Below are 18,256 nucleotides of genomic sequence, written 5' to 3' on the forward strand. Positions count from 1 at the left end.
TGAGCACCTCACCATGAAACAATCATTTTAGCTCTAACTAGCTGGACAAAAGATCATACCTGACATTATTAATTCGTAGACAATTTATTCGAAGACTGGTTCTTTGAGGCTACATATTCGCAATACTATTGATTAGAAAGTGTCTATTAGAACAAAACGCTACTTCTGTTTTTTGACCGACAAAATCAGTTTAATCAACAGCATTCGCTCTTCACTGGTTAACAAACGACTAGCAGCAGCTACATCTTCCGCTGCTGCTTCAGACGCTCCTACAACGTCGAGTACGACATCCAAGTCCGTAACTTTCAAGGTTCTCGTGATCGAACGATACTGAGACATTTTGATATCAGCCTCTCCCCGCTCAATTCGTTGATAGGTTTTCAAGCTCATCCCTGCGCTAGCCGCTAATTTTTCTTGAGACCAATTGCCTAGCTTCCTACGCTCAATCAGCGCAATGACTATAGGTTCTTGTGACATAAGCACCTCCAGAATAGACAGTTATGACCTAATTTCAGCAAGAAGCAGACCATATTGACTTAGAACAGTTTACATAAGTGATTAAAGGCATATTATTCGGCCGATAAAAACGTTACGTTTCATGGACTTTCATACTTACAACGGCGTTAACTCACGGGCAGATAAGTTTGAATTATCAAGAGCTAGGAAATAAGAAAAATTGCAAATTGCGAATAATGATAGCGTGAAATTGGAAATTGCGAATCTCTATAAATTGGCATTTCCTTGCATACAACAGGCTTTAGAATCAGAAGATACCCGTAATGAAATTGTTGCGGTACAGCAGAGATTACTGACTTACAAAGAAGTGCTGTTACACGGAAATATGCTGGAAGATAAAGAATTAAAACAGGCCTTTTCTGCATTGAACCAAAGCGAGAAAGGTGTTGTACAAGGTGGTATTCAAAATATCAACGATGCCATAAAGCAAATGGATGAAATTGTCGAAAGGTATAGCAGGAAGGCGAAAATCAATAAGCAGGCATATCGACAAGTTTGAAGCGATAGTACACCGAAATAACCAAGTCGACGCTGATGCTTTTTAGCGTCGACTTAATCTAAGACTTCTTTCATTAATGCTTAAATGAACAACCTGTCGAGGTATAGCCCTCAATCATGCTGATGAACGTCTACTTAACTTTAAATAGATTGTCTTCTTAAAATAAGTAAACCAAGCGCGAATATCGACAAGAACCCCAAAGAACCGCCGCTACTAGAGCCTGAGTTGGTGCCTGAATTAGACCCGCCCGATAGGCTTATCTTCGGCATTGACGTTTCATTTAACAAAGCAGAAGATGAATCAACGGTTTCACCATCGCTCACTCGTACGAGAACACGAGAACTCGGTGTACTTCTAACTTCAAAAGTTGCGTTTTCAGTGCCTGAAACAACTCGATCTATCCATCCTGCATAATCATAAACTTCCGTAAAAACAGACGTGTATTTTTCAGTAAGGCTTCCACATGTAGCTGGCCCGTAACTCGTAATGCCTATTTGCTGATAGCTAACCCCATCCCACCAATAGACAGGACCGCCTGAATCACCATTACAGGTCGAGTTTTTGTATCCATTGAACTGCGCTCCATCAAAACAAAGCTGTTTGTCTGTTGAATTACAGCTATTTGTAGCATCGAAGGTTAAATTCGCTTGATTTACTACATTGGTAGCAGTTCTAGAAACAGTTTTGCCTTGGTCATCAGTTATATGACTCGTCAAGCCTCGGCCAACTGCCTTAAACGTATCTTGACCACGATTCAATGCATAGACATTGTCGAATGTAGAGTTAATTGAAGAAGAGTAGTCTCGTACATTTAAGGCTGTTTTGAGTTTCAAGATAGCAATATCGTTTGGTAATACTTTCCCGTTGATGGGATCAAGATTATTACTATAGTCACTTGGATAATATATCTTTTCGACTCGTGCTGATTGGTATCCACCGTTGTTATATTTTGTTTGATCTGCCATTCCTGGAACAACCCAAGTATTAAGCATCCACGCGTAACTTTCATACACACAATGGGCAGCGGTAAGCACGAATTGTGCATCTATAATGGTTCCACCACAGTAGTTAGAAAATTTTGAACCATCATGAAAGTACAGGCTAGTAAACGTTGGATAAGTATTAGTTAGTTCTGCATCTGTTGTGGGGCTACCATTGATAATATAAGGTGAAACACCGACATTAGGAGCACTTTCGACCGAGTTTTCCGTCGCCATAACACTTGATGTGTAAATCAATGGAGCTAACAGCCCTAAAACGGCTTTACGAACCGGACTCATTGTATGGTTAACATTCATAGATAACTCCTTGTAACCCCTACTACTTATTTACAAAAATGATGAATCGTCACCATAACACGTACCACTAATATTATAGTAAGCAATTTTAATGATATAGCCATATGTCTCGTTTTAAAAAACGAACTTTCAGGTATCTGGGCTTGTAGCGATATAGAAAGTTATACGCTCTTAAAATTAGATACGTTTATAAAAATAGATACGTTCATAAAAAGGGAGACAGGCTTAAACAAAAAAGCCTACCGTTGAACTTCTCTACACAGAGAAGCAAACAGTAGGCTTTGCTTAGCTTAGCTTAGCTCAATAGTTTCTCTTAAAATAGATTAGCCACGGTAGTAACGTTGAGGTACGAATGGCATTTTTTCTACTGTCATTGGTAGCTTCTTACCACGAACTTCAGCGAATACTTCAGTGCCAATTACTGCTAGATCAGTGCGTACATATGCCATAGAAACAGGTTTGCCTGCATTAGGCCCCGCTGTACCGCTTGTTACAACACCAATCTTGTTGTCTTCAGCATCGAACAGCTCAGCGCCTTCACGTACTGGCGCTTTAGTTTGACCAACAAGACCAACACGCTTACGTTGAACATCTTTGGTTGCGATTTGCTCAAGGATGATATCAGCGCCAGGGAAACCGCCTGCACGTTCACCGTCTGTACGACGCACTTTTTGAATGCCCCATAGAAGGCTGGCTTCTACTGGCGTTGTCGTTGTATCTAGATCGTGACCATATAGACATAGACCACACTCAAGACGAAGTGAGTCACGAGCACCAAGGCCAATCCACTCAACTTCCGCTTCTGATGTTAGCTTGCGTGCCAGTGCTTCAGCGTGATCGTTAGGAACAGAGATCTCGTAGCCATCTTCCCCCGTGTAACCACTGCGGCTCACGATGCATTCAACGCCATCGATATCGACTTTTTGAACGTCCATGAACAACATGTCTGCAACGCTAGGTTGGAAACGAGCAAGAACTTCAGACGCTTTAGGGCCTTGAAGGGCTAATAGAGCGCGGTCATCAATCACTTCCATTTCGACGTCAGCTGGAAGGTGCGCCGTTAGATGGTCGATATCTTGTGTCTTACAAGCTGCATTCACAACAACAAATAGGTGGTCGCCTAAATTAGCAACCATCAGGTCATCCATAATGCCGCCCTGCTCGTTAGTAAAGAACGCATAACGCTGTTTACCAGAAGGAAGGTCGATAATATCTACAGGAACCAACGATTCTAAGACAGCAGCTGCGTTTACACCATGTAGACGAAGTTGCCCCATGTGAGAAACATCAAAAAGACCAGCAGCATCACGAGTATGTAAATGCTCTTTCTTTACACCAAGTGGGTACTGGACTGGCATATCGTAGCCAGCGAAAGGAACCATCTTTGCACCCTCTTCAACGTGAAGTGCATGCAGTGGTGTTGTTAGTAGGTCTTGATTAGCGTGTTCTTGAGTCATTTTATTCTCCATGAAGCGTTGCAGGCTGTCCAAAATCGAGTCTGCCGCTTATATCTCTATTTAGAGTCGCCTCTAACGATACTGGTTAACGTTAGAAACAGTAGATAGTAAAAAGTGATGTCCTTTATATAGGCTTATATCGTTGGCTCTATAAATTATGAATAACTGTACAGAACCCATACAACTCACTTTCTAAGAATTCACTTCAGTAAACTTCAATCAACATGAGTAAACCATGTTCACTATAATAAACAAGCCTGCGTCAGTTTTACACCCTTAACAATAGTCAAACAGCTCAAAATGTGACATTTAACAATTTAAAAACAATTGTTCGGTACATGCAAAAACGCGATATTGATGATTTTCGCATCAATATCGCGTCTATTAGCTAACGTTCAAAACAAAAGCAAACGTTTGCATCCACTATAAGAAATTCAAAACTTGTTAGCTTATTTTGCTGTGACCTACAGTTATTTTGCAGTCACCCACAGAATGAGTGCATCTTCAGCACTAGTTGAAATCAGCATATGACCCATATTCGCATCGTAATACATGCTATCGCCTTCACTCATTGGCACGGGTTCGTAGAATTCTGAGTAGAACATCACATCACCCGATATGATCATTAAGAACTCTTCACCATCGTGGCGCACCCAATCGTTATACTCTTCAAAAGTACGAGCTCTCACTCGACTCTTAAACGGCATCATCTTCTTATTAGAGAGCTCTGTGGCAAGCAATTCGTGTTCATAAGTGGGTGTTGGGTGTGGTTTACCTTGGCCTACTTTGGTTAAATCACGACGTCCTGTAGCGACTTTTTTTCTTGGTGGTTCAAAGAGTTGCGGCATATTTATCTGCAACCCCATAGCCAATTTCTGCATCGCTTGAAAGGTCGGAGAGATCTGTTCATTCTCTATTTTACTGAGCGTAGAACGCGCCAAGCCTGTTCTTTGGCTTGCTTCTTCTAGCGTGATCCCAAGCTTACCGCGGATGTCTTTAATGCGCTGGCCAAGCCTAAGTGGTTCAATATTCTGGTCTAACGTTTCCTTCGCCAACGTTAGAGATGGGTACTCATCATAAATGTCTTCTGACATAGGTCCCTCACTAATTTTTTACTTCCTGTCTATTAATTTCATTGTTGCATAAAGCGCTTTGTTGATTAAAGAGCACACAGAGAAATAAAGCGTGCTCCCCGTAGCAAAACAAGAAAATCTGTTTCCTATTGGAAATTTTTGTTGAAAATTGATTTTAACGGAGCTATGTTATCGACTTGTTAGATGAAGAGATGCTACTTCGGCTTGCCGCAAATGATAGATTTAACATTTGTAAGAGCTGTTTTTTACCCGATTTTTTGGGAACCAATTCGTGCTGCATTGACCCTACAACGATCGCTTAGACGCTGTAAGAGTATATTTAATACGCAATCAACGTATGTCTGTACCTATATAGCGCAAACGATACCGATGCAGAAATCAACGTAAGACCTAATGGACTATAAAAACAATCACCATTAGCTTAATGAAAGGTCTCGACAATGAACGCTTACCAAAACCACAGCTTAGACAGTTTTTTCTCTACGAACCTATCAGGCACTGACGACGCCGTATTTGCTGGAATCCAAGCAGAGAACACTCGTCAAAACGAACAAATCGAACTTATTGCTTCTGAGAACATCGTTTCTAAAGCAGTAATGCAAGCTCAAGGCACTTGCCTAACCAACAAATACGCAGAAGGCTATCCAGGCCGTCGCTACTACGGTGGTTGTGAGCACGTAGATACCGTTGAAGCTATCGCAATTGAACGTGCTAAACAGCTGTTCAAATGTGAGTACGTAAACGTGCAGCCTCACTCTGGCGCTCAAGCAAACGGTGCAGTAAAACTTGCCCTACTTCAACCCGGCGACACAATCCTTGGTATGTCTTTAGATGCTGGTGGTCACCTCACACACGGTGCACGTCCTGCAATGTCTGGTAAGTGGTTCAACGCAGTTCAATATGGCGTAGACCGCGACACACTTGAAATCGATTACGAAGCAGTTCGCGCATTAGCTGTCGAAAGCCAACCTAAAATGATTATTGCAGGTGGTAGTGCTATCCCACGCGTTATTGATTTCGCTAAGTTCCGCGAAATTGCTGACGAAGTTGGCGCTATCCTAATGGTCGATATGGCACACATCGCGGGTCTTATCGCGACAGGTGCTCACCCTAGCCCACTACCACACGCACACGTTGTTACCACAACAACGCACAAAACACTTCGTGGCCCACGCGGCGGCATGATTCTTACGAACCACGAAGACATCAACAAAAAGATCAACTCTGCAGTGTTCCCTGGCCTTCAAGGCGGCCCACTAATGCACGTTATCGCGGCTAAAGCAGTGGCGTTTGGCGAAGCACTTGGCCCAGAATTTAATACTTATATTGATTCAGTGATCGACAACGCAAAAGTTCTCGCTGAAGTGTTGCAAACTCGCGGTTGTGACATTGTGACTGGCGGTACAGACACACATCTAATGCTGGTTGACCTTCGCCCTAAAGGCTTGAAAGGTAACGTAACTGAAGAAGCATTAGAGCGTGCAGGGATCACATGTAACAAAAATGGCATACCATTCGATACAGAGAAGCCTATGATTACTTCTGGTATCCGTTTAGGCACGCCAGCTGGAACCAGTCGTGGTTTTGGCACTGAAGAATTCAAACTTATCGGTGAATGGATCGGCGATGTACTTGATGGCTTAGTTGAAAGCCCTGAAGGCAATGCTGAAGTTGAGCAACGTGTTCGCAAGCAAGTTAAAGAGCTTTGCAAACGCTTCCCTCTTTACCGTTAAACCAATTTTAAGATTTAAATTAAAACCTCATAAATTTTTGGAGAATAAGCAATGGACAATACACTAAAGTTTGCAGACAGCCACGAGTGGGTTAAAGACAACGGAGACGGTACTGTAACTATTGGTATTTCTGAGCACGCTCAAGAGCTACTAGGTGACGTTGTGTTTGTTGACCTGCCAGACACTGAAGACGAAATTGAAGCTGGCGAAAGCTTCTCTCTGGTTGAATCAGTGAAAGCAGCTTCTGATATCTACGCACCAATCTCTGGCGAAATTGTAGAAATCAACGAAGAATTAGAAGATAGCCCAGAGCTAATCAACGAAGAACCTTATGAAGGCGGTTGGATTGTTAAAGTGAAGATGTCTGATGCGTCTGAACTAAACAACCTTAAAGATGCGGAAGAATACCTAAGCTCTGTAGAAGAAGACTAATAGGTAACCTCATTACGATAAAGCTGCTCTTTGGAGCAGCTTAATTTTAGGGGCTAGCTCACGGCTCCAGAGAGAAAGTAGAACATATCATGACTGAATTACTTCAAAGCCAATTACTGAAAGACTTGGGTACGCAAAACGAGTTTGTTGCTCGTCATAACGGCCCTAATAAAGCAGACCAGCAAAAAATGCTTGAAGCGATCAACGCGACTAGCCTAGACGCACTGATCGACGAAACGGTTCCTGCACAAATCCGTCTTGAAAAACCAATGACACTTGCTGCGCCACTGAGCGAGATGGACATGCTGACCTCTCTTAAAGAGATCGCTAACCTAAACCAAGTGAAACGTACTTTCATTGGCCAAGGCTACTACAACACATTCACTCCAAACGTTATTCTACGTAACGTTTTAGAGAACCCCGGCTGGTACACAGCTTACACACCATACCAACCAGAGATTTCTCAAGGTCGTCTTGAAGCTCTACTCAATTACCAACAAATGGTAATGGACCTAACCGGTATGGAAATCGCGAACGCATCCCTTCTTGATGAAGCGACAGCGGCTGGCGAAGCAATGACTCTGTGTAAGCGTGCTGGCAAAAGCAAGAGCAAAGTATTCTTCGTTGCTGACGATGTTCACCCTCAAACACTAGAAGTTGTTAAAACTCGTGCTGAGTACATCGGTTTTGAAGTAATGGTTGGTGCTCTTGAAACACTTCCAGAGCAAAACGTATTTGGTGCGCTTCTTCAATACCCAAGTACAACGGGTGAAGTTCGTGACCTAACAGACATCATTGCGAAAGCTCAAGCTAACAAGACTCTTGTAACCGTTGCAACTGACCTACTTGCTTCCGCTCTACTTAAGCCTGCGGGCGAAATGGGCGCAGACGTAGTCATCGGTTCAGCGCAACGTTTCGGCGTTCCTATGGGTTACGGTGGTCCACACGCTGCATTCATGGGTACTCGTGAAAAACATAAGCGTACAATGCCAGGTCGTGTAATCGGTGTATCTATCGATACTCACGGTAACCAAGCGCTACGTATGGCAATGCAAACTCGTGAGCAACACATCCGCCGCGAGAAAGCGACATCGAACATCTGTACAGCTCAAGCACTTTTAGCAAACATGGCGTCGTTCTACGCGGTTTACCACGGTGCAGAAGGCCTACGTACTATTGCTCGTCGTACACACCACATGACAGCTATCCTAGCGGCTGGCCTGACTAAATCGGGTTACGAACTAACGAACAACAGCTTCTTTGATACCATCACGCTGAACACAGAAGACAAGACAGATGCACTGTACGCGAAAGCGCAAGCAGCAGACATCAACCTTCGCCGACTTGTTGGTAAGATTGGTATCAGCCTAGATGAAACAACAACAATCGACGACGTGAACGCACTGTTCGCAATCTTCGACGTGAAAGAAGACGTTCAAGTACTATCTTCTGACATTGCATCAAACGAGTTTGCAGCAATTCCAGAAAACTGCCGTCGTGAATCAGAGTTCCTAACTCACCCAGTATTCAATACGCACCACAGCGAAACGCAAATGATGCGTTACCTAAAACAGCTTGAGAACAAAGACTTCTCACTAACGCACGGCATGATCCCACTGGGCAGCTGTACGATGAAGCTGAACGCTGCTGCTGAGATGATCCCAGTAACATGGCCTGAGTTTGGTTCTATTCACCCATTCGCACCTCTTGATCAAGCAGCAGGTTACACAGCGCTAGCGAAAGATCTTAAAGAGAAGCTTTGTGAAATTACCGGTTACGACGATTTCTCACTACAGCCTAACTCTGGTGCATCTGGCGAATACGCAGGTCTAATCGCGATTCAACGCTACCACGCAAGCCGCGGTGAAGCTCACCGTAACGTTTGTCTGATTCCAAGCTCTGCGCACGGTACTAACCCTGCAACAGCATCAATGGTGTCAATGAAGGTTGTGGTTGTTAAGTGTGATGAAGATGGCAACATCGACATGACAGACCTAGCAGCGAAAATCGAGAAGCACAAAGAAAACCTATCAAGCATCATGATCACTTACCCTTCTACGCACGGCGTATACGAAGAGCAAGTGAAAGAAGTGTGTGAACAAGTACACGCAGCGGGCGGTCAGGTTTACCTAGACGGCGCGAACATGAACGCTCAAGTAGGTCTAACTTCACCTGGCTTCATCGGTTCAGACGTATCTCACTTGAACCTACACAAAACATTCTGTATCCCACACGGTGGTGGCGGTCCGGGTATGGGTCCTATCGGCGTTAAATCGCACCTAGCACCTTTCCTACCCGGTCACATCGAAAACGGTGTACAAGGTTCTGACTACGCGGTATCAGCAGCAGATTTAGGCAGTGCTTCAATTCTACCTATCTCTTGGGCTTACATCGCAATGATGGGCGAACCTGGTCTAACAGACGCGACTAAAGTAGCGATTCTGAACGCGAACTACGTGATGGAAAAACTACGTCCTCACTACCCTGTTCTTTACCGTGGCACTAACGGCCGCGTAGCGCACGAATGTATTATCGATATTCGTCCACTTAAGGAAGATACAGGTATCAGCGAAGAAGATATTGCTAAGCGTTTAATGGACTTCGGTTTCCACGCGCCTACTATGTCTTTCCCTGTAGCTGGCACACTAATGGTAGAGCCAACTGAATCTGAAGATTTAGAAGAGCTAGACCGTTTCTGTGAAGCGATGATCGCAATCCGTCACGAAATGGCAGCAGTGAAAGCGGGTGAATGGCCACTAGACAACAACCCTCTAGTGAACGCACCGCACACACAAGTTGACCTTTCAGGCGCAGAATGGGATCGCCCTTACTCTCGCGAACTGGCTTGCTTCCCATCGAAAGCAACCAAGAACTCGAAGTACTGGCCTACTGTTAACCGTGTAGATAACGTATACGGCGACCGTAACCTAATCTGTTCTTGCCCAAGCATCGACAACTACGAAGACTAATTCGTAGCGGCGCTAAGCAGAACAACATAACAAAAGGCGAACCGAACGGTTCGCTTTTTTGTTTTTCGGATTCCAGATTATATGACTAATAAAGCATTGACCTTACCGTAAGGGAAAGGTTTAAGGTGATATGACATTCACGACAAATTAGGAATCAATGATGGGATGTTGCAATAAAGCGCCAAAAGGTGGTGCCCCTCTTGGCTTACTTCTAAAGGTCACGCTTGGGATTGGTCTTTTTGTGTTTCTGCTGGCGTTGTGGCAGTAGAAAACTTATAGGGCTTTAGCTTTAAAGCTAAAAAGTGATGGTCTATAAAACAGGAATAGCGCCTAAATAGCCATTGACGCCATAGTCGTTTGTTATGACTCAGTTTCGTCGATGTACTCAATCTGCTTATTCACAAAAATGGCTAAAACTATTGCAAAAACAATCGCGATCGAGATTCTAAGAAAAGTAGATGGGATAATAGATTGTGTTGAAATGACAAACGGACCAGCGAAGCCACCGGAAACAGCTCCTAGATAGGTTCGCCTACGACTCCATTTCATCAGCGAACCACATCCAATACAACGATACTTAGTCCAATGAGAACTAAAGAAAAACCAGCTACATGCCACATTTTTCCGACACTTGGGACATTGTCTAGACTTCATAATTGCCTCGTAAAATTTAACTAAGCCGATATAAAACAAGCCGATTAAAGAAACATCAAATCTTCTAGCTAGAGTTTCGAGCGAGTTCATGACTTATAAAACCTTACTAAGTGGCGGATAACGCACACTCACCCTAAAGGCACACACTTTAGACACAAAACCCAATAGGAACTTAAAATGCCACACCTTAGCCGTTCACCTTGATAAAATCTCAAGGCGAAGTGCCCTTCAAATCCGATCGTACAATTTACTTAATAAAGTGGCTTCGGGCTTGTTCAACACGCGGGATTTAGTGTTGGCTGCGCAACACCTTAATCCTTATTTGTTATGTCTCTGTCTTACCAAAACTCTGCTTGTTCAAGCTTAGAAAGCTGATTTTCAATAGAATTTACAAGTAACTCAGACTTTTCGACCAACAGCTTTACTGATTCAACTGATATGGCTATTCGATTACCCTCTTTGTCTAAACCAGCTCGATGTACACAGTGGTGGCGAAGGTTTACCGCTGAAAATAACCATGAAATATCACCAAAATCACAACCTAATACATCTTTGAACATCGGCTTAACCTTCTTCAGATCATGGAATATAAGATCCTTTAGATAAGTTGCCACTGTTAGTTTTAAACTCTCTTGTTTTTCGTATATCTCTTTCAGAGTAAACTTCATTTTTGAGAACGTTGGGTCAGTCTCTACCAATTTTCGTATCAACTCTTGAGAGTTAGTTACATTTTGAATGAACTTGGATGCTAAATACGACTCAAGCGAAGCTACAGTATGACCATGCAACATCACTAACAGGCTAAATTGAGTTTCATTATAGACTTGGACATTTAGAAGAGCTTTAACACTCTGTATTTGAGTATTAAACATTCCAATTTGAGATTGGCTATAAATATACCATTCCAATTCATCGTGCCTATACCACTCTTCTTCATATCGAGATCGATCCTCACAATATACCTCGAAAGCTAATACCGCTTCCTCCCATTCGTCTGATCCTTCTTCACCAGCGTCATCACCATAGTTTTCTTCGATCCAGTCATACATCGGCTGCAGCTCTTCCTGCCGCATCATTTCTTCTTTCTCTCTACCCATAGAGGTTTTCCTATCAAAGTCACAATACCCGTTGAGACATAACGAATGACATGGATTCCCCCTTCCGAGGATCTGCCACACTTATGTGGTACTTAAATGCATCGGAGGCAGCATGTCTGATTATTCTTATTTCTGCGGTATCGACCTAGCTAAAAACCACTTTAGTCTTCATGCCGTAGACCAAAATGGTAAGGTCTTACTTCATAAGTCAGTAACCCGCTCTAAATTACTGACTACAATAGCAGATATACCACTCGTGCATATAGGCATTGAAGCGTGTGGTGGTGCACATTATTGGGCAAGAACACTCAATAAATTGGGGCACGATGCCCGCATTATGAATGCTAGCTTTTCGTGCGTTGGGGTGAGCCGCCCCACCTAGCCGAAAGGCATTTGATAATAAGGAGAATGGCATTGACGAAAACAGAGGAGATGTGACGACGAAAGAAACGAAAAACAGCTAACTGGTTGATAAGATTGCTATCGCAACCTTATCTTGACCTCGCTCGCCTTGAGAAAAGCCTAAAAGCGATGTGCTCTTCAAATGCAATCGTACAATTTACTTAATAAAGTGGCTTCGGGCTTGTTCAACACTAGGGATTTAGTGTTGGCTACGCAACACCTTAATCCTTGTTTGTTATATTTTACTACGTCGTAGCAAAATTGATCGTGTGCACCTTAGTTAGATTCACGTTTTGTTTTGCTTGCCATAGATCGTAATTATCTTGCATTGTTAGCCAACTTTCAGGCGTACGACCTAGTGATTTTGAAAGACGTAATGCCATTTCAGGTGAAATTGAACTCTTACCCTTTATCACTCGATTTAGAGTTGAAGCAGCAACATCAAGTTGTTTAGCCACAAAACGACAACTATAGCCAAATGGTTCCATATAAACGTCATGGATAAACTCACCTGGATGTGGGGGGTTGTACATAGCCATTAATGGTAATCCTCGTAATTTAAAATGTAAGCATTACCATCGATAAATTCGAAAGTAACACGCCAGTTACCATTTACTGTAATTGACCAAATTCCATCTCTATCCCCTTTCAGAGGATGAAGTTTGAAGCCCGGCAAATCAACATCATCAATAATAGTTGCAGTATCTATCGCGGCTAATTGCATTCTCAACTTGCGATCATGTTTCGCTTGGATGCCCGCTTTACTGCCAGTCTCAAAAAACTTTTTAAGACCTTTGTGCTTAAATGATTTAATCATACGAAAAGTGTAGCGCGTTGCGCATTGTGACGCAACTTTCAATAAGACATATAACGAATGACATAGACTCCTCCTACCGAGGATCTACCACACTTATGTGGTACCTAAATGGTGTGTTGCCTGATGAAGACATCATCCATATCACCGACGATACCGTCACCTTCCGCTATAAAGAGAGCCAAACCAAAGCATGGCGAACACGCACCTTTCCGACTCTCAAGTTCTTGCTGCTTATTTTGCAACACGTGCTGCCCAAAGGGTTACAGCGAGTAAGAGACTACGGATTTTTACGTGGTCAAGCACACGCCTTAAGAGTTCGACTTCAACTGCTGTTATTGAGCTTGGTCTATAGGATGCCGCCACTCACCGCCCCGATAAGGAGCAAAGCGATAAGAATATGCCCTTGCTGTGCACATGAGATGGCGTGCGTTGGAGTAAGCCGACCCATGTAGCCGAAAGGCATTGATAATAAGGAGAATGGCATCAACGAAAACAGAGGAGATGTGACGACGAAAGAAACGAAAAATGGCTAACTGGCTGATAAGATTGCTATCGCAACCTTATCTTAGCCTCGCTCGCCTTGAGAAAAGCCTCAAAGCGATGTGCCCTTCAGATACAATCGTACAATTTACTTAATAAAGTGGCTTCGGGCTTGTTCAACACTCGGGATTTAGTGTTGGCTACGCAACACCTTAATCCTTATTTGTTAGAAAGCGGTCGACAATAAATAACGCCTCAACCAATCTTCATCTAATTCTAGACGCACGTTTCTCCAAATCCCCCCAATCTTTCCGGATAACGAGATAGACGAAAAATTCTCAGACTTGGTTTGTGCGACTCTCCGACGATCACCCCATTGCGATTCCATCTTAAAAACAAGTTGCGGGGGTAAATGAAATTGAAGCTCAAACCACCTTGGATCATTACGGTCAACTATTCCAGAAGGACTAAACGTCCAACCATCCACATCACCGTGCAATTCACATCTTATTGTGTCCTGACTAAATTGTTCTGATGTTAACTCGTTGTCAGTAAGTAAATGCATCGGCCATCGACCTTGAAGCATGCCAAAATACGATCCACGAATTTGCTGCAATCCGTTAATAGCGGCTCTAACATGCTCTCGTCCATCAATACTGATAGTCTGCGCACTATCAACTTGCAACGTACCGTTGATTAAGCCGTGAAAATCTTCTCTAAGTCTTCTTAAATTGACTTGCTGACCAGCTGCAAAATGACTTAGCTCGCACGAGTTTATTGCCTCGATCAAAGGCTGAATTATCGCGATCGACTTATATTCAATTAAGAATATTTGATGTGCAAGAGCATATTCCATTGCAGGCTTTGTATATGAGGAAGAACTGAATATCGCTGACTGATAATTAAACCTTATTGAGCTAGTATCAGAAGGTTCTAGATGTTTCGTGAAGTAATTTTCTTCAATATCTTTTTGCACGCCTAAAGCATTCCTTACAATACCAATTCCCACAGGGTCACTAGGGTAACACTTAGCCTCAACGAGCAAACGCAACGGATATATGAATGCTGGTGTATGATATTGCTCTACCAAACCATCGATTTGGTGCCAAGCACCACGTCCTTGGACTTCCATTCCCGCCCTATTCAATCTTAAATCACTAGGATCAATTGAATCATGTCTTTCTCTGATAATCTTGTAACCAACTTTTCCCAACAAATGCAAAACTGACTCTTCAAGTAATGCACCTCGGACTTGACCTATACTTGCCAAAATAGCCTCCTAAGCTTTCTAACGCCCAATAAGGTACCACCCTACCTAAAGCATTTTACCGTAACCACTAAAATTGAAGTAAAAGCAAGAAAGCCAAGCGTTGAGAATCCCTCTTAGATTGCTTTTCATACAAATACTTACCACTTAAATCTACGTATAAACTCTATAAACGCACCCGTTGCCAATGTTGCTGAGAGATTTTTCGTAACCAAGTAAACAACAACATCAACGATAATATTCATAGTTACCCAAATGCTATTATAAGCTAGCTTGAGCTCTGTAAGTTGATGAATGTTATCATGATTTAAGCCATAGCAATTTTCAATATCTGCTACATCGTCTCTAGATGTAAGTAACTGGTAGTGAGCGACGTATTTATATTCCAATAGTTCAAGAATGGATGAACAAAGCCACTTATTAATCATAGTTGAAGGGATGTAGTAAACGAGGGGTTTAGACCACCCATTTAGAGAGTCACCAAATTGAACCTGACCTGTTTTTTCGTATTGATCATCTTCATTATAAGCAGCAGTAGTGGAAATCATTTCAAGCAACTGCTCACCAAGGTATATTTCTAAGAGTAAGAATTTTATCCACTTCCCCAACGAAATCTCATTATTTCTTCTCAAAAAGACTAAAGAAAAGATGCTATCTCTCACATGGCCACCTCTATCTGTATCACGCCCTATTAAGGGGTGAGCAACGCAATACTGAAGCTGCAGCAACCACCTTAATCACTTAAGCCAACGCACAGTAAAAATGCCACGCGTTGAGAATCAATTTTGAACAGTTTGTTGAACGAAGCCGCTGCGCGGCAGAGTAAAGCGAGTGCAAGCCATACTCTTGTAACACCATCACCCTGACGGTCGTTGACAGGAGTAACTTATGAATGCCACCGACTTAGAACGCTACAACGCCCTTTATGAACAACACCTTACCAACCTAAAGCTGCAAGGTAAACGACCCGCGACCATTGATGCCTATTCTCGTGCGGTTCGTCGGATCACCGCACATTTTGATCGAGTCCCTGATGCGTTAACCACCAATGACCTTAAACAGTTCTTCGCTTCTCTCATCCAAACCCACTCGTGGAGCACCATTAAACTCGATCGTAATGGCTTGCAGTTTTTCTATCGCTACACACAGGGTAAACAGTGGGAGTGGCTCAATATCGTGAAGCCGCCACAAGTGAAACGACTGCCCGACATACTCACACCGCAACAAGTCAGCTCACTGATTAACCACACGCGACAAGCCCGTTATCAAGTCTTCTTCTTAACTCTTTACAGCATGGGATTACGCCTTGGTGAAGGGCTCAATCTCACGGTTCACGATATCGACAGCCAAACGATGCGGGTTCACATACGCGAAGGAAAAGGCGGCAAAGACCGAATGGTGCCGCTTCCTCTGCGAACGCTTAAGGCACTCCGCACACACTGGCTCAGCCACAAGCACCCTCGCTTACTGTTTCCCGGGCTTGGAAAAGGTAACGACGCACCGATGGACAGAGGCGGTATTCAAAAAACCATGAAGCTTGTGCTCAAAGAGTGTGACATCCAAAAACACGCCAGCCCCCACTCTCTCAGACACTGCTTTGCAACGCACTTGCTTGAGCAAGGGGTCGACCTGCGTTCACTGCAAACGCTGCTGGGTCACGCAAGCCTTAATACCACTGCCCGTTACACCCGAATGACTACGCTAAAACAACGCGATGCTGCGATGGCCATCAACCATTTAACTGACGCTCTAGACTTAACGGGGAGCATTATATGAGTACCTTTATTGAACTGCTTCGCCAACATCACTCTGCGCTTAAGCGTCACTATTATGCGCAGATGAATGGCGATATGCATCGGGCTATTGGGGCGATGCTCCTTTGTAAAACAGAGCAACAAGGTCGGTCACAATGGTTTTGCAGTCACTGTCATCACGACGACCGATTACCGCTTTCTTGTGGTCACCGACACTGCCCTCAATGCCAACAACGCACCACTTCTGACTGGCTACAACGTCAGCAGCAAAAGCGGTTACCTGTTCACTATTTCATGGTGACCTTCACTTTGCCGTATCAACTAAGAGTCTTAGCAAGACATCAACCTAGAGCGACATATAACGGTATGTTTAAGGTGGCATCGGGGGTTTTAAAGGACTTTGCGAAAAGACAGATGCAAGGTGAACTTGGGTTTACAGCCGTGCTGCATACCCACAGCCGACAACGAAACTTGCATCCACACCTGCACATTATTGTGGCGGCAGGCCAATACGACCCATCAAGGCGAACGTGGCACAAAGGCAACAAGCATTACCTTTTTAACGCGTTTGCTTTGGCCAAAGTCTGGCGAGCAAGAATGCTAGAGGCCATTAATCAGCATCCAACGTTGTGGCTGCCGAGTGGCATACCCAAGCAATGGGTGGTCGATTGTAGGCAGGTTGGTTATGGTCAGGCTGCACTGAGTTATTTAGCTCGCTATCTCTATCGTGGTGTGTTGCCTGATGAAGACATCATCCATATCACCGATGATACGGTCACGTTCCGCTATAAAGAGAGCCAAACCAATACATGGCGAACGCGCACTTTGCCCATCCTTAAGTTCTTGCTGCTCATTTTGCAGCACGTGCTCCCCAAAGGGTTACAGCGAGTAAGAGACTACGGATTTTTACGTGGTCAAGCACACGCCTTAAGAGTTCGTATTCAGCTGTTGCTGTTGAACCTACTCTATATGATGCCGCCAGTGACAGCACCGATAAGGAGCAAAGCGATACGAGTATGCCCTTGCTGTGCACATGAAATGGCATGTGTTGGAGTAAGCCGACCCACCTAGCCGAAAGGCATTGGATAATAAGGAGAATGGCATTGACGAAAACAGAGGAGATGTGACAACGAAAGAAACGAAAAACAGCTAACTGGTTGATAAGATTGCTATCGCAACCTTATCTTGACCTCGCTCGCCTTGAGAAAAGCCTCAAAGCGATGTGCCCTTCAAGTTCAATCGTACAATTTACTTAATAAAGTGGCTTCGGGCTTGTTCAACACTTGGGATTTAGTGTTGGCTACGCAACACCTTAATCCTTATTAGTTATATGTAGGGTACACAACCCAAAATTCTAAAACTTCAGCAATAATTACAGAAGTTCAAACTTTTCACATGGAGTTCCTTGATGATATTTCATCTGCCAACCGTGACCAGTGAACGCCCAGATCGACGACCGCTTAGAAAATGCGCTAACTTCACCAGATTTTGAAACCCATGCTGATTTGTATAGAAGCAGCTGAACTGAAGGTTCCAACAAGATACACTCAAAATCTTGAGAGTGGATATAACCATCTGAAGGTTCTTCACTTTGCATCATTCTCAAAATAGAAAAGTAATCAAAACTACACCCCGAACGCCCAACTTCTTTAAAGCTCGAATGAAGCAACCTTGCTACTTCATTAGGATCTTGCCTAATCTCATACTGATGTAGAGCGATTTCCTGTTCAATTAAAACTTCCATTATTTCTCCAATGCTGAAAAAACATATAACGCCTTGTTAAGTA

The 18,256-nt window shown here is 43.5% G+C and carries 17 protein-coding genes and 1 pseudogene; 8 read left to right on the forward strand and 10 right to left on the reverse strand.

The window, feature by feature from the left end:
- Window positions 1–159 precede the first annotated feature (159 nt).
- Window positions 160–477, reverse strand: coding sequence for a helix-turn-helix domain-containing protein (locus tag AB4180_RS14475; protein ID WP_009845174.1), 318 nt, complete (start codon window positions 475–477; stop codon window positions 160–162).
- Between the two features lie 199 nt (window positions 478–676).
- On the opposite strand from AB4180_RS14475, the gene AB4180_RS14480 reads away from it, so the two are divergent.
- Window positions 677–1,015, forward strand: a complete 339-nt coding sequence (locus AB4180_RS14480; protein ID WP_009845170.1) for a hypothetical protein — start codon at window positions 677–679, stop codon at window positions 1,013–1,015.
- 140 nt (window positions 1,016–1,155) lie between these two features.
- Here the strand turns inward: AB4180_RS14480 and AB4180_RS14485 are convergent, their stop codons facing one another.
- The 3 genes from AB4180_RS14485 to AB4180_RS14495 form a co-directional block, all read right to left on the reverse strand.
- Entirely contained in the window at window positions 1,156–2,313 is a 1,158-nt protein-coding gene (locus tag AB4180_RS14485; protein ID WP_017097961.1) for a trypsin-like serine protease, read from the reverse strand.
- 323 nt (window positions 2,314–2,636) lie between these two features.
- On the reverse strand, window positions 2,637–3,770 hold the full coding sequence (gene gcvT / locus AB4180_RS14490) for a glycine cleavage system aminomethyltransferase GcvT (RefSeq protein ID WP_029223950.1): 1,134 nt from the start codon (window positions 3,768–3,770) through the stop codon (window positions 2,637–2,639).
- Between the two features lie 470 nt (window positions 3,771–4,240).
- A complete protein-coding gene (locus AB4180_RS14495; protein WP_017097963.1) occupies window positions 4,241–4,864 on the reverse strand; it encodes a helix-turn-helix domain-containing protein in 624 nt (207 codons plus the stop codon).
- Between the two features lie 440 nt (window positions 4,865–5,304).
- On the opposite strand from AB4180_RS14495, the gene AB4180_RS14500 reads away from it, so the two are divergent.
- From AB4180_RS14500 to gcvP, 3 genes are all read left to right on the forward strand, one after another.
- Window positions 5,305–6,597, forward strand: coding sequence for a serine hydroxymethyltransferase (locus AB4180_RS14500; protein WP_017097964.1), 1,293 nt, complete (start codon window positions 5,305–5,307; stop codon window positions 6,595–6,597).
- A 51-nt stretch (window positions 6,598–6,648) separates the two neighbouring features.
- A complete protein-coding gene (gene gcvH / locus AB4180_RS14505) occupies window positions 6,649–7,029 on the forward strand; it encodes a glycine cleavage system protein GcvH (RefSeq protein WP_009845137.1) in 381 nt (126 codons plus the stop codon).
- A gap of 89 nt (window positions 7,030–7,118) precedes the next feature.
- Entirely contained in the window at window positions 7,119–9,998 is a 2,880-nt protein-coding gene (gcvP, locus tag AB4180_RS14510; protein WP_102250381.1) for an aminomethyl-transferring glycine dehydrogenase, read from the forward strand.
- 992 nt (window positions 9,999–10,990) lie between these two features.
- On the opposite strand, the gene AB4180_RS14515 is transcribed toward gcvP, so the two are convergent.
- A complete protein-coding gene (locus tag AB4180_RS14515; RefSeq protein WP_102250379.1) occupies window positions 10,991–11,749 on the reverse strand; it encodes a hypothetical protein in 759 nt (252 codons plus the stop codon).
- 112 nt (window positions 11,750–11,861) lie between these two features.
- Here AB4180_RS14515 and AB4180_RS14520 point away from each other — a divergent pair.
- Window positions 11,862–12,101: pseudogene (locus tag AB4180_RS14520) on the forward strand (IS110 family transposase); the annotation flags it as partial.
- Between the two features lie 295 nt (window positions 12,102–12,396).
- Here AB4180_RS14520 and AB4180_RS14525 read toward each other — a convergent pair.
- A complete protein-coding gene (locus AB4180_RS14525) occupies window positions 12,397–12,690 on the reverse strand; it encodes a HigA family addiction module antitoxin (protein WP_102250378.1) in 294 nt (97 codons plus the stop codon).
- A complete protein-coding gene (locus AB4180_RS14530; protein WP_102250391.1) occupies window positions 12,690–12,968 on the reverse strand; it encodes a type II toxin-antitoxin system RelE/ParE family toxin in 279 nt (92 codons plus the stop codon). Before AB4180_RS14530 ends, AB4180_RS14525 begins: the two co-directional genes overlap by 1 nt.
- 95 nt (window positions 12,969–13,063) lie before the next feature.
- Here AB4180_RS14530 and AB4180_RS14535 point away from each other — a divergent pair, with 95 nt between their 5' ends.
- Window positions 13,064–13,420: a transposase gene (locus AB4180_RS14535; protein WP_241909288.1), complete on the forward strand. Its 357-nt coding sequence runs from the start codon at window positions 13,064–13,066 to the stop codon at window positions 13,418–13,420.
- A gap of 254 nt (window positions 13,421–13,674) precedes the next feature.
- On the opposite strand, the gene AB4180_RS14540 is transcribed toward AB4180_RS14535, so the two are convergent.
- Window positions 13,675–14,718 carry a hypothetical protein gene (locus AB4180_RS14540; RefSeq protein WP_102250377.1) on the reverse strand — a complete coding sequence of 348 codons (1,044 nt, stop codon included), beginning with the start codon at window positions 14,716–14,718 and terminating at the stop codon, window positions 13,675–13,677.
- Window positions 14,719–14,855: 137 nt separating this feature from the next.
- Window positions 14,856–15,377: a hypothetical protein gene (locus tag AB4180_RS14545; protein ID WP_133151493.1), complete on the reverse strand. Its 522-nt coding sequence runs from the start codon at window positions 15,375–15,377 to the stop codon at window positions 14,856–14,858.
- Between the two features lie 226 nt (window positions 15,378–15,603).
- On the opposite strand from AB4180_RS14545, the gene AB4180_RS14550 reads away from it, so the two are divergent.
- Both AB4180_RS14550 and AB4180_RS14555 read left to right on the forward strand, forming a co-directional pair.
- Window positions 15,604–16,491, forward strand: coding sequence for a site-specific integrase (locus AB4180_RS14550; RefSeq protein WP_102250375.1), 888 nt, complete (start codon window positions 15,604–15,606; stop codon window positions 16,489–16,491).
- Window positions 16,488–17,540, forward strand: a complete 1,053-nt coding sequence (locus AB4180_RS14555; protein WP_102250374.1) for a transposase — start codon at window positions 16,488–16,490, stop codon at window positions 17,538–17,540. The genes AB4180_RS14550 and AB4180_RS14555 overlap by 4 nt, the downstream gene beginning before the upstream one ends.
- A gap of 301 nt (window positions 17,541–17,841) precedes the next feature.
- Here the strand turns inward: AB4180_RS14555 and AB4180_RS14560 are convergent, their stop codons facing one another.
- Window positions 17,842–18,213, reverse strand: a complete 372-nt coding sequence (locus tag AB4180_RS14560; protein ID WP_102250373.1) for a DUF4440 domain-containing protein — start codon at window positions 18,211–18,213, stop codon at window positions 17,842–17,844.
- Window positions 18,214–18,256: the final 43 nt, after the last annotated feature.

Source organism: Vibrio sp. 10N.286.49.C3 (assembly GCF_041469545.1).
In the GTDB taxonomy this organism is placed as follows: Bacteria; Pseudomonadota; Gammaproteobacteria; order Enterobacterales; family Vibrionaceae; genus Vibrio; species Vibrio tasmaniensis_A.